Origin of the sequence: Rubritalea tangerina, assembly GCF_042683245.1 — a bacterium.
GTDB lineage: Bacteria > Verrucomicrobiota > Verrucomicrobiia > Verrucomicrobiales > Akkermansiaceae > Rubritalea > Rubritalea tangerina.
Map to the genome: position 1 here is coordinate 31,587 of NZ_JBHUJB010000022.1, position 11,969 is coordinate 43,555.

10 protein-coding genes are annotated in these 11,969 nt (G+C 51.1%); 6 read left to right on the plus strand and 4 right to left on the minus strand.

From position 1 onward, the window contains the following. The first annotated feature begins 84 nt into the window (after positions 1-84). On the plus strand, positions 85-768 hold the full coding sequence (locus ACFSW8_RS05445) for a hypothetical protein (RefSeq protein WP_377086519.1): 684 nt from the start codon (positions 85-87) through the stop codon (positions 766-768). Here ACFSW8_RS05445 and ACFSW8_RS05450 read toward each other — a convergent pair. Then, positions 728-1,963, minus strand: a complete 1,236-nt coding sequence (locus ACFSW8_RS05450) for a class I SAM-dependent methyltransferase (protein ID WP_377177657.1) — start codon at positions 1,961-1,963, stop codon at positions 728-730. The two genes, ACFSW8_RS05445 and ACFSW8_RS05450, sit on opposite strands and share 41 nt — an antisense overlap. Here ACFSW8_RS05450 and ACFSW8_RS05455 point away from each other — a divergent pair. The 4 genes from ACFSW8_RS05455 to ACFSW8_RS05470 are packed head-to-tail and all read left to right on the plus strand — an operon-like array spanning position 1,962 to position 8,030. After that, positions 1,962-4,406, plus strand: a complete 2,445-nt coding sequence (locus ACFSW8_RS05455; RefSeq protein WP_377086515.1) for a transglycosylase domain-containing protein — start codon at positions 1,962-1,964, stop codon at positions 4,404-4,406. The two genes, ACFSW8_RS05450 and ACFSW8_RS05455, sit on opposite strands and share 2 nt — an antisense overlap. 36 nt (positions 4,407-4,442) lie before the next feature. Continuing rightward, on the plus strand, positions 4,443-5,558 hold the full coding sequence (locus ACFSW8_RS05460; protein WP_377086514.1) for a hypothetical protein: 1,116 nt from the start codon (positions 4,443-4,445) through the stop codon (positions 5,556-5,558). Positions 5,559-5,562: 4 nt separating this feature from the next. Then, positions 5,563-6,957 carry a TonB-dependent receptor gene (locus ACFSW8_RS05465; protein ID WP_377086512.1) on the plus strand — a complete coding sequence of 465 codons (1,395 nt, stop codon included), beginning with the start codon at positions 5,563-5,565 and terminating at the stop codon, positions 6,955-6,957. Positions 6,958-6,959: 2 nt separating this feature from the next. Then, on the plus strand, positions 6,960-8,030 hold the full coding sequence (locus tag ACFSW8_RS05470; protein WP_377086511.1) for a GNAT family N-acetyltransferase: 1,071 nt from the start codon (positions 6,960-6,962) through the stop codon (positions 8,028-8,030). A 106-nt stretch (positions 8,031-8,136) separates the two neighbouring features. On the opposite strand, the gene ACFSW8_RS05475 is transcribed toward ACFSW8_RS05470, so the two are convergent. From ACFSW8_RS05475 to proC, 3 genes are all read right to left on the minus strand, one after another. Then, positions 8,137-9,126 carry an endonuclease/exonuclease/phosphatase family protein gene (locus tag ACFSW8_RS05475; protein ID WP_377177659.1) on the minus strand — a complete coding sequence of 330 codons (990 nt, stop codon included), beginning with the start codon at positions 9,124-9,126 and terminating at the stop codon, positions 8,137-8,139. Between the two features lie 10 nt (positions 9,127-9,136). Continuing rightward, positions 9,137-9,391, minus strand: a complete 255-nt coding sequence (locus ACFSW8_RS05480) for a Sec-independent protein translocase subunit TatA/TatB (RefSeq protein ID WP_377177661.1) — start codon at positions 9,389-9,391, stop codon at positions 9,137-9,139. Positions 9,392-9,484: 93 nt separating this feature from the next. After that, positions 9,485-10,294 carry a pyrroline-5-carboxylate reductase gene (gene proC, locus ACFSW8_RS05485; protein ID WP_377086505.1) on the minus strand — a complete coding sequence of 270 codons (810 nt, stop codon included), beginning with the start codon at positions 10,292-10,294 and terminating at the stop codon, positions 9,485-9,487. Between the two features lie 147 nt (positions 10,295-10,441). Between proC and ACFSW8_RS05490 the strand changes: the two genes are divergently transcribed. Next, complete coding sequence (locus tag ACFSW8_RS05490; RefSeq protein ID WP_377177663.1) at positions 10,442-11,926, plus strand: hypothetical protein; 1,485 nt, start codon at positions 10,442-10,444, stop codon at positions 11,924-11,926. Positions 11,927-11,969 lie beyond the last annotated feature (43 nt).

The window sequence follows — 11,969 nt, forward strand, 5'->3', positions numbered from 1 at the left end:
ATCTTTCGATTCAATGGTGTAAGACCGCATTTTCGGAGGAATTGGTGCTGGTGCTTTTTGGGGGGATTATCCAATAGTGGTGGTATGTTTTTTAAGCATGCTGTGACTTTGTTGAGTTGGGCGGCACTTTTGTCAGTTCCCGTGTTGGCTGATGCTAGTGTTAGAAGTTGGCAATGGAGTGGTGATGGTGATGAGCTTACTATGTATCGAGCCAATGGGTCTGTGACTTGGGAGCTGAGTGAGGGGAGCCTTCTATTAGATAATTCGAAGAAGTCGTTAGTTGCTGGCAAAGTGCGTCGTCCGGGAGGGTTTGTGTTGGCACCTGGCAAGTGGGGCGATGTCACTTTCTCGGTGGATGGACGCAGTTTAGCATCTGAAGTTACGGTGAACCGGGACGTGTGTTTGATTTTTGGTTACCAAGACGAGACGCATTTTTATTATGCGCACCTGAGTCGCAATTCGGATGGGAAGTACCACACGGTGTTGATGCGGGTGGATGGTGATTCACGCACGGTGATTCATGAAGCTATTGAGATAGGCGTCGACAAAGGGCCACTGGTCTCAAGTAAGGAGAATAAGCGGTGGCAGAATTTTCGTGTGACCCACCGGAAGGATGGGAGGATAGCGGTTTATGTGGATGATATGCAGGTGCCAGTTTTAAAGGCAAAGGATGTTACGTATCCCGTGGGGCGTCTAGGGTGTGGGACTTTTGATGACCCCGCGATGTTTAAGAATTTGCGGGTTTCGGGAACGCGTCTGGACGGTTGAGTTCGAGGGTGGATGTGAGCTCTGGGTTGGGGGGGGCATTTTTGGTGCATTCAAGCACCATGAACTGCTGTCCCATCATGGTGGGGTGTGTGAGGGTTTGGAACTGCCGGATGAGCTTATGGGGGAGTGTTTCTGGGTGTTGTTCGATGTGGGCTAACCAGGCTTTGGAATGGTGGGTGAGGAAGCGGGATTGGGAGTTGAAGTAGGTGGGGATGAGCTGGTGTTTTTGGAAGGAGGTTGCGAGTTGGGTAAAGTCGACATGGGCGGTGATGTCTTGTTGGGTGGGGAGATCGAGCGGGTTCTCTCCAGCTTTGTGGCCGTGGTATGTTCTGAGGGTGCCGGTGGAGCGCTCTGGGTGGTAGTAGGCGGTGTGGGTGTAGCCATAGTCGATGGTGAGTACCATGCCTTGCTTGATGAGGCGCGCACAGTTCGCGGTGAAGGCATCGAGGCCGGGGCGAAACTCGGTGGTGTAGCCATTGGGGAGTGGTGGGAGTTGGGCTAAAAATGCTAGGGCTTCAGGGGATTGGATGGGGTGTGGGCTAAAGTGGAAGCCGAGTTCTGGGGTGTGATCGACATAGAGCTCAGCCCACTGTTGCTCTGTGTGTGTGATCAGTTTGACTGGGAATGCGTCGATGAGTTCATTGCTGAGGATGATGGCGTGGTCAAAGGGCGATTTGATAGCGGCAAGCGAGTCGTGGTGGGTGAGTTTGTGAGCGTGTGCGGCGAGGGTTTTGGATTGGGCATTGCGCGGGATTTCGAGTGGTTCGCAGATGTGGTAATGGATTTGGGAATAGACTTCTGGTGCAGAGGTGAGGAGGTGGTCGAGGATGTCTTTAGCGAGTTGTCCGTTATTGGCACCCAGTTCGATGAGGTGGAGTGGCTGAGCCGTTTTTTCTGTTTGCTCGAGGTAGTTGAGGACACGCTGGGCGAGTAGCATACCGAAGCAGGCTCCCACTGAGACGGAGGTGAAGAAATCGCCGTCTTTACCAACGTGCTGGTTCCCATTGAGGTAGTAGCCCGATTGTGGGTGGTAGAGGCAGAGGCTCATCCAGCGGTCAAATGGCATGGGGCCACCGCGTCTGATTTGTTCAATGAAGTAAGAATCGATGCAGCTGGGGGTTGCACGATCCGCTGGAACAGAGTAATGGTCTTTAGCGTCAGTTGGTTTATTGGCTGGCGGATTGTAGCTCATCATGATTCGAAAGAAGTTTAACTCGCGCAGGAAAGTGCGCAAGAAGGCAATATTCCTGAGAAAGTGGTTTTTGGCTTTGGTGTTTGTTTTCTTCTTAGGTGTCGTGGGGGCCTACACTGCCTATGTGGTAGTGACGGAGCCGTATCGGGAGCGTGCCAAGGGCTATGACATGACTTTGGTGAATGTGGTGGAGTTACCGAGTTTGATTTACGACCGGGAGGAACGTGAGATCGGGCGTTTATTTGTGGAGAACCGCAGTCCGATCAGCATTGAGGAAGTACCCCAGAAGATGATTGATGCCTTGATTTCAGGTGAGGATTCACGCTTCTTACAACACAACGGGGTGGACTACATGGGGATCGTGCGTGCTGCGATTCTCAACTACAAGTCGGGGAGTCAAGATTCTGGGGCGAGTACTTTGACGATGCAGTTGGCGCGAAATGCTTATAACCTTAAAGACGAGGCATTGGAGCGTGGGGAGAGTGGCTACGAGCGCAAACTGGTAGAGATTTACTTAGCACAGCGGATTGAAAAGCATTATACCAAGCAGAAAATTCTGGAGTTTTATCTTAACCGAGTGGCCTTTGGTAGTGGCTATTTTGGGGTGCGATCCGCGGCTTTAGGTTACTTTGGTAAGGAGCCCAAAGATCTGAATGTTGAAGAGTGTGCTTCCCTGGTGGGGTGTATTAAGAACCCTTCCACTTTCTCACCCTTACGCAGTACGAAGAATAATAAGAAGGCGCGGGACCATGTTCTCAATCGGATGGCGATTGAAGGGCGGATAACCATTTCAGAGAGCAAGAGGTTACAGGATTTGCCAGTGGTGACGAATCCCAACCCGATTCAGCGTAATACTTCACATATTTATGACCGTATTGCAGCTACGGTGAAGAAACACGTGGCAGCGGACGAGCTGGCGCGAGGAGATTTACGGATCTTTACTTCGATTGATAGGGATATCCAGCGGTCTTTGGAGAACCGTCTAGCAAAGCAACTAGCGATTGCTGAGACGCAGCCAGGTTATAGTCACCCGCTTTACGCAGAATACAAGCGCACGGAGAATAGCAGGCCGGAGTACCTTCAAGGTGCCGCTCTGATGATTAACAATAAGACGGGTGAGGTGATTGCCTACATCGGTGGTCGCGACTTTTCTCATTCTCAGTATGATTTCATTGAGGCTGGTAAGAAGCCCTTGGGGACGGCATTTTTCCCTTTCATTTATGCTGCTGCATTGGAGGCGGGAGAGACACTTTCCTCGAGGATGTTAGATGAGGCCATGGATAACAGGCAGGTGATGATTGATGGGGTTGAAGGGATTTTAGGAGAATGGGGTGCAGAGGTGGAGGACCCACGCTATGAGGGAGATATTTTGTTACGCAAAGGGCTGGCTGACTCTAAGATTGCAGCGACTGTGCGTTTAGGGCGTAAGGTGGGACTGGATAAGGTGCGGGTGATGGCGAAGCGCTTTGGTTTTACGATGCCCACCACCAAGGCTTTACCGCGGGAGTTAATGGGCACGGAATCGGTTTCTTTGTCTGAAGTGGTTCGTGCGTACGCGGCGTTTGCTAATAATGGAGCGACACCGAACTCTATGGTTTGGGTGACACGTATTGAGCGAGGTGATGGCACTGAGGTGTACACGAGTAAGGGGCAAGGGGGGGCGCAGACGGCAACGTTGCATCCGGCCACGGCTTACTTAACACATTCCATGCTAGAGAGTTCACTGAAGGAAGGGAGTGGCCAGCGTGGGTATGAGGCTGCGGGGATGAAAGGGTTTACGGGAGCAGGTAAGACTGGGACGACGAGTGATTTCGCGGACAACTGGTTTGTGGGATATAATGCGGATGTGAGTTGTGCGGTGTGGGCAGGATTTTGGGATGGTTCACGCAAGGAGATTTATCCGGGGGCCTTCAGTGTGGACACGGTGATGCCAGTGTGGGCTGATGCGATGAAGGTGTATCAGAAGAAGTTTAATCCGAAGCCGGTGTCGAAACCAGCAGGTATCGAATCGATGCAGATTTGTAAGTCATCTGGTTTGAGGGTGACATTGGAGTGTGAAGATTATGTGCGTAATTTGAAGACTGGGAAGATGGAGACGATCAGCACTGCGATGGAGGAGCTTTATTATGAGAAGAATAAGCCATTAGGGTATTGTGATGTGCATGGGAGTGGGAGTCGTGGTGCAGATGCATCGGCATTTTCGCTCACGAAACGCGTGGGGAGTAAGCAATACAGGAATATCCAGCCAGTGCAGCCGATAGCTCCGACTTTGTTAGGTGATGACCCGTACAATTCGAGTCAACCAGCGTTTGTGCCACGCGATGTGAATGTTTCCTCGACCTCTCGAGGGTTGGAGGCGATCAACCCAGATGTGTTAACGGATCAGGATGACATTTCTATGATTCGAATGGAGCGACCTGGGAGGGTTGAGATTGTGGCGGATTAGAGGTGGTCGATGGGCTGACAATTCCGCATTGGTGGCTTGCCTAATGAGGGTGACTGGTTAGTGTTGCGTGTGGCTAATGCAGATGCAGAGCAACTATTAGGGTTTGTATGCCCAGAATGTCGCCTATTGTTCTCAGTTCTAGAGGACACGAGGGGGGCTGAGATTGTCTGCCCTGGTTGTTTGTCAAAGCTGAGGGTGCCGGATCTTAGCGACCCGGTGCATCCTATCGGCTTGGATCTCAGAACGCAGCCAGTGAGCATGAAGATGGCGGGGTCGCTTCAGGCGGGGACTCCAGATCTAGGGGATTGGCAAAGCGATTTGCCAGTTGAGATTTTAGCTGTACGAGCGAAAGGTCTGCCATGGCAGATGTTGACACCAGGGATTTTGTTAGGTGTCGGGATGTTAGGTTTTTTACTCTATCTGCTTCGTGAGACTAAGGTGATGCCACCGCAAGCATCGGGTAATTTAGCTCAGGGCAAGGTCGAAGCTGTGGAGAGGAGAGTAAGTCCGCAAGTGGTGCCCAGCAATGAGCGTGTGCAGGCAGTGTTTCAGGATTTATCTAAGGTAGGGAGTGTGACTGAACTGGTTGGAATGGTGCGAGGTGGAGACAGTCAGTTAGCGAAGCTGCGCGAGTACTATGGGGACGAGAAGGTAGAGTTTTTACCATTTAGTGGTGAGTTGGCCGTGTCACCGATTCTTGGAAGGGATGGTTTTTTCATTGTGAACGGGGTGTTGAGCAATGGGGAATTTAAAGCAGCGGTCTTGACTCGTGGTGCAGGTGGGGGGCTTTTATTGGATTGGGATTCGTATGTTGGATATGGGGAGTTGCAATGGAATGAGCTATTGACTCAACAGCCGAAGGAGCCGGTGTTGGTGAGAGCGGTGCGCACTAAGATCGAGTATTATAATGCGGGTTTTGATTCGGATCAGTGGCAATCATTCGAATTGGAATACCCAGGGGAAGAGGTGAGATTAGTGGGTTATGCTAAGAGGGGGAGTGCCTTGGTGCATCAGTTGCTACCGATAGGAAATCGTTATGGATCCATGGATGTGACACTAAAGATTCATTATCCAGAGGAGGTTGAAGACCCGCGCTTAGTGATCATTGACTCGATGCTCTCAGCGGATTGGGTAGTGGATACACAGGAATAGACTTATGAAAACAAGAGAGGTGTTGAGCTCATATAACAAGGCTCTGAGGATTAACTTGGATCAGACCAAGTATGGTACTTTTGCGGAAATTGGAGCAGGCCAGGAGGTGGTAAATTGGTTTTTTAAGGCGTCGGCGACGGCGGGTACGGTGGCCAAGTCGATCTCAGCGTATGATATGACGATGAGTGATGAGATCTACGGAAAGTCGCAGAGGTATGTCTCGCGCGAGCGTGTGACTGCGATGTTAGATCATGAGTATGAATTGCTTATTGAGCGTCTTGCGGAGGAGCGCAATGATAAGACAACATTCTTTAGCTACTGCAATACTGTTAGGGCACGTGGTTATAAAGATAAGGAAGAATGTCACGGGTGGATGGGAGTGCGTCTACAGCTTAAGCCGGGGGGGGAGCCATGTGATATTCTGTGTCACGTTCGTTTGTTAGACGAAGAGAACATGGATCAGATGGAGGCTCTGGGGGTGATGGGCTTGAACTTGATTTATGCATCATTTTACCACCGTGATAATCTTGAGCGCTTTGTAGAATCCTTAGTCGATAATATTCCGAGGGGGCGTGTGGAAGTGGACATGCTTAAGTTTTTGGGAGAAGGGTTTAGGTTTGTAGACAACCGCTTATGCTCACTTCAGTTAGTTCGGAGTGGATTGACTGCGGCGGCGATGTTTACCCCTGATGGGGAAGTGGTTCAGCCGGCGGAGGTTTTGTATAAGCGTTCGGTGGCCTTGTTACGGGGGAGTTTTGATCCTGTGACGAATCTTCACATGGATATGTTGACTCAGACCAAGGAGAAATTTTGTGCTGAGCTCAATGAGAAGCAAAAGGGGAGGTTTATTAGTTTATGTGAGATTTCGATGAATAACTTGCTGCGAGGTGAGGGGGGAGAGATTGATCATGTGAAGTTTTTAGATCGTGCGGATGCCTTGCAAGCATTAGGGCAGACCTTGTTGATTTCTAACTGCCCAGAGTTCCATCGCATTGCCGCGTATTTGTCGGTATACACGCGTGAGCCAATTGCGATTATTTTGAGCATTGGTTTGCTTAACGAATTGTTTAAGGAGAAGTGGTCAGAGAATTTGGATGGGGGGATATTGGAATCCTTTGGGCGACTCTTTAAGCATTCGTTATCTTTGTATGTTTACCCATGGAAGAACCGGAAAGATGGGGAGTTGGTGACTGCTGAGAGTTTCAGGGCGAGCGATAATTTTAAGTATTTATATCAGCACTTGTTGCAGAACCGATTGATTCGTTCGGTCGAATCTGGCAACGAAGAGTTGTTGAATTATACTGGGAGAGATATTCAAAAAATGATTGCAGCGGGTGGTGAGGAATGGAAAGAACTTGTGCCTGAAGTGGCACACCGAGCTGCGATGCATATCCACTAGGTATGGAGCGAGAGAAAACGGCAACGGACTTGAGGGGGCTGCTGCATTATGTGCCGCAGTTTCGCGGGAGGGTATTTGTCATTGATCTTGAATGGTCGATGATGAATGAGGTGGCGCAGGCAGAAGTGATCATGGATTTGGTCGCCCTTCAATCTATTGGGGTACAGCTTGTGGTGGTGGCTGGGGTGGAGGAAATGGAGGGGATTGTCGACTGGGCTGTGGACCATGAGTTTCGATCAGCAGTGGTCAAAGAGTCTGAGGGTGAAGACCGGGTGCTTGATGTGTTAGGCCGTGGACAAGCAGTTTTTTACGAGCGCAATGGTGGGGTGATTTCAGCCAATGTGGTGCAGCTTTCGGTTGCGATTCAGGCTGTGAAGTTGATCGCAGTATCAGATTTTAAGCCCTTGGAGACGCAAGGTGGGCAGCTTAAGTTCTTGAGAGTATCTGAGATTAGTGGTTTAGGCGGTTCATTTTCCGCTGAGGAAAGAGCCATGTTAGAAGTGGCCGCCCAGGCGTGCAGTGCAGGGATTGACCGTGTGCATTTACTGGATGGCAACGAGCCAGGGGTGATTTTGGATGAATTATTTTCGAATGAGGGTGTTGGAACGATGGTGTATGCGGGGCAATACCGTCAGATTCGGATGCTTCGGGAGGAAGACATCTCTGAGATGTTGGCCTTGATTGGGAGGTCAGTGCGGCGGACGCATTTGGTTCCGAGGAGTTACGAGCAGATTGCTGATTCACTGGGTGATTATGCAGTGATGGAGGTAGATGGTCACGTTGTGGGCTGTGTGGCGCTGTATCTCTATGAAGGGCAGGCCGAGATTGCGTGCTTGTATGTGAAGCAGACGCATGAGGGAACTGGGTATGGAGCGGATTTGGTGCGCTTTATGGAGAGGCGTGCGGCTGAGCTTGGGGTGACGAGGGTGTTTGCTTTAACGAACCGAGCCGCGAAGTTTTTTACTGAGCAAATGGGATATGAATCATATGCGATTGAGGGGCTACCAAGGGAGCGTTTCGCTGAGCTGGAGGAGAGTGGACGAGGATCGCAGGCTTTCGTAAAGGAGGTTTAGCTGGGCTGCAGGGGGGGGGGTGTCGTGTGGCGTGAGGGAAAATAAGTGCGGGTGGCGACTGAGTAGGGTCTTATGCCATCTCTCGACTCGGAATAGACGAATGGTATTAGCGCATGTTCAAGATGAGCGGGCGGTGGTCGCTGGCGGGGTCATGAGTGGGGAGGGTGAGAATGAATGATTTCGAGTGGTTGATTCTGGGGCGTGCGTGAGTTGACACGAAGATGTAATCGAAGCGTGAGTAGACGTCTTGGTATGCCCAATGCTGGGTCCAAGCGGCACCTTGAGTATCGGTGAGTCTCAGGGGGAGGAGGTAGCCGGGCGCTTGGTTGGAGCCAGAGATTGCACGGATAGTTGGCGATTGTTTCGTGTCGTTGAAGTCGCCGTAGAGAATAATCGGGGTAGTGGAGGATTGCGTGAGTGTGTTGATGTGGTTGCGAACGCACTGAGCCTCGTGGCGGCGGATGCGTTCTTGATCCCAGAATTTGCTTTCGCGTTTTGATTTTAAATGGACGCCAATGAAGCGGACTGGGCCAGCGGGAAGTGCAATTTCGGCATCGAGAATGCCGCGTAGCATGAGGTGCGATTTGCCCTCCATTTTGTAATGTTCTGTGGCGGGGTAGGTGGCTTCGATGGGAAAGCGGGAGAGGATGGCGAGTCGGCGGTAGGTATCGGCTGCACCATGGAGGTGGGTGTGGGGTAAATCGACCCCGTGTTGTTTAAGCCGGCGTTGGAGGTCATCAAGGTCTGCTTGGGTACCAATTTCGCAGACACCGAGGATGTCAGGGGAGGCGCTGGAGATGTTCTGAACGAGTGCGCGGATTTCGTTTTCAGGTTTTGGGCGCATGGTGGCGGGGGATTTCCCACGGGGCATGCTCAGGTAGTTTTTTAAGTTGTAGCTCATGAAGGTGACTTCGGGACCTTCTAAAGGAGCAGGTGGGGGGGAGGTGGGAGCGGGTTCTTCGAGTTTGGGAGTGGAGGTGGGCCAGTCTGGGGTGGAGCGTGATTCATCACAGCTGGTAAAGAGAGTGAGAAAGAGCAAAGAAAAAGCCCCACAGAGCAGGGCTCGTGGGGCTAGGAATTGTTTCTCTAAAAACATTCTGAAGTGCTTAAGCTTCTTCTTTGTCTTCTTTTTCAGCTTTGGCAGGAGCTTTTTTGTCAGACTTGGTTGTTTCCTCGTGCTCAGCACGTGTGATTTCATTTTCGAACTCTTCGCGAGCGCGTTTGAACTCACCCATGCTTTTACCGACTCCGCGAGCAAGCTGAGGCAGCTTCTTAGCACCGAAAAGGAGGAGGATAATGATGAAAATGATGATCATCTCGCCGCCTTGGGGCAATGAGACGAAGGAAAGTGGTGTGTTCATAATTATTATACTAATTTGGGTGAGGCTGAAATGCAAATGCATTCGCGGTGCTGGAGAGGGACTTGTCAAGTCCATCTTGTGTTGTCAGCTACGCTACTTTTGTCCCAGTTCTTTCGCTTTTTGGGTAGCCGAGTTGACGGCGGCCATGGTTGCGGCGCGGAAGCCATTTGCTTCGAGGGCTTGGACTGCGGTGATGGTAGTTCCACCGGGGGAGGTGACCATATCGCGCAGGATGGCTGGGTGGAGGCCAGTTTCAGCGACCATTGAGGCGGCTCCGAGGACGGTTTGGGTGGCGAGTTCGAGTGCTTGTGGGCGCGGGAGTCCATTGAGCACGCCGGCGTCAGCCATTGCTTCGATGAAGGTGTAGACGTAGGCGGGTCCGCTGCCTGAGACTCCCGTGACGGCATCCATGAGTGATTCAGGGACTTCGATGACGGATCCTGCTGCGCCGAGGAGGGAGCATGTGGTTGCGGCGTCTGTGCTTGTAGCGTTTGAGCCGAGGGTGTATGCCGCAGCGCCTTTGCCGATTAGCGCGGGTGTGTTGGGCATGCAGCGTACGACGCGGGCGGAGTCAGGCAGGGCCTGTTCAATCGTGGCGAGTGTGAGGCCTGCAACGGTGGAAATGAGAAGGGTGCCATCGAGACATTCAGCGGATTCATTGAGCTCGAGGAGAACAATGGGGGTGATGTTGGGTTTTGTGCAGATGTAGACGACATCGGACTGGGCACAGAGGTCGGTATTTGAGCTGACGGCATTGACTCCGAGGTCCTTGGCGAGTGATTCACGGGTTTCGGTGGTGCGCGACGAGACTGAGACGTCTTTTGCTTTGACAATGCCAGCTTGCAACGCGCCTTCGAGCAAGGCTCGACCCATCTTTCCACATCCGATAAGACCAAGTTTCATGGGCTCAATGTTAGATGGTGATTGACCTAGTGTCGAGAAAAGCTTGATTTAGTGGTGTTGTCAGTTTGCTTGGACTAGAAAAATTCTGGAATTGGAATAATTTTGCTGCAGCTGACGCTAAGTACCTAAACAATTGAGCCACCAGAGATGTTAAGAGAATCGTTTATCAAGTCATGGGAGTTTCGAGTGATTTTGACCACAGGGATGGTTGGGATGGCGGCTGGAGAGATGTTGGCGGCGGAGTGGGTAGAAGTGACTCAGAAGAAGTCGGGCAAGAGTTTGGAGGTTGAGGTGGTCTCGATGAACGAGAAGCAGTTGAAGTTTAAGACTAAGGCGGGCAAGGTATTTTCGGTGGCTCCGAGTAGTTTGACGGCTGCATCTGTGGAGCGGGTCCGCGCTCAATTAGCAGCAAAGGAAAAGGAGAGTGCTGGGGTCAATGAGGCCTTAAATAAGGTGATAGGGCACCGTCTTTTTGAGGGTGGGAGTGACTTGTGGGACCAGCAAGCTGGCGAGGTGGCGGCGCGTATCAAGTGGCCCAAGGAATCGAGCACCAACCAATCGAGCAGTTTTCGCTATTACACGCCGAGTAGTTATCAGTTTTTGAATGCGCATCCGTATTCTGCGACTTTGTACGGAGGTGCTGATGGCAATACGAGTCACTTGTCCTTAGTCTTTGCGAACAAAGGAGATTATGGGAGCACAGCTGGAAGTGCTGAGAATCATTTCAAAAAGATGCATCCGGACAAGAAGCCACCAATGAGCTTAGAGGAGGCGATTAAGTTGGATGCTGAGTTGATTAGCGAGGCTCTGACGGGGGTGCTTGGGGAAGCGGAGAAGCAATATTACGGGGAGAAGGAAGATAGGCGTCGAGTGCGGCGATGGGACTTTGGCAATCATGCATTTTTACTTTCGGAGAAGGATGAGGAATACGTGAGTGTTTTGGTAGTTCCCAAGAAGAATGCTGATTTGGAAGGTAAAGTAGCCTTTGTGAAAGACGCGGATTTGAAGAAAATTGTCTCTCAGAATGTGGAGAAGAGTGACAATGGAGATGTGGTGATTCGCAATATTCCGATGGTTGATCAGGGGCCTAAAGGGTACTGTGCGCCAGCGACATTCGAGCGAGCGATGCGCTACATGCTAGTCCCAGCTGACATGTATTTATTAGCGACCTCAGCAACCAATCCAGGTGGCGGAACTAACACGATGTTGTTAGCAGATAGCTGTAAGCGCATTGTGAGAAGCAAGGCGCGCAGGATTAAGGATCTAGATTTAGATAAAGACCTCAAGATGCGTCGAGTGAAGCAATATATCGACAAAGGAGTGCCGATTCTCTGGCAGATGAGAAGTTTGGAGAGCTACAATCAGTTGGCAAATAAGCGGACTAGAGAGAGAGGGAGTGTCGATGACTACACGGCTTGGGCTACGCAGTTGCAAGAAGAGGCAGATAAGGTGGCACCGGGGATGGAGCATAATGAAAGTAACCACCACATTTGTATGATCATTGGTTATAACGAGCAGACCAATGAGTTGGCAGTGAGCGATTCTTGGGGAGCACGCTATGAATTACGTTGGGTACACATTGATGTGGCGAAGGCAGTGACGAGCAGAGGTGGGTTTGTGATTGATTTATGATGGGGGATCTCTGGGATTGTGGGTTGATTGATCGGCTGAATGG

Bases quoted from the DNA above. Each gene is read 5' to 3' on its own strand.
- ACFSW8_RS05445 (WP_377086519.1), top strand. From the start codon at position 85: ATGTTTTTTAAGCATGCTGTGACTTTGTTGAGTTGGGCGGCACTTTTG.
- ACFSW8_RS05455 (WP_377086515.1), top strand. From the start codon at position 1,962: ATGATTCGAAAGAAGTTTAACTCGCGCAGGAAAGTGCGCAAGAAGGCA.
- ACFSW8_RS05450 (WP_377177657.1), bottom strand. From the start codon at position 1,963: ATGATGAGCTACAATCCGCCAGCCAATAAACCAACTGACGCTAAAGAC.
- ACFSW8_RS05465 (WP_377086512.1), top strand. From the start codon at position 5,563: ATGAAAACAAGAGAGGTGTTGAGCTCATATAACAAGGCTCTGAGGATT.
- ACFSW8_RS05470 (WP_377086511.1), top strand. From the start codon at position 6,960: ATGGAGCGAGAGAAAACGGCAACGGACTTGAGGGGGCTGCTGCATTAT.
- ACFSW8_RS05475 (WP_377177659.1), bottom strand. From the start codon at position 9,126: ATGTTTTTAGAGAAACAATTCCTAGCCCCACGAGCCCTGCTCTGTGGG.
- ACFSW8_RS05480 (WP_377177661.1), bottom strand. From the start codon at position 9,391: ATGAACACACCACTTTCCTTCGTCTCATTGCCCCAAGGCGGCGAGATG.
- proC (WP_377086505.1), bottom strand. From the start codon at position 10,294: ATGAAACTTGGTCTTATCGGATGTGGAAAGATGGGTCGAGCCTTGCTC.
- ACFSW8_RS05490 (WP_377177663.1), top strand. From the start codon at position 10,442: ATGTTAAGAGAATCGTTTATCAAGTCATGGGAGTTTCGAGTGATTTTG.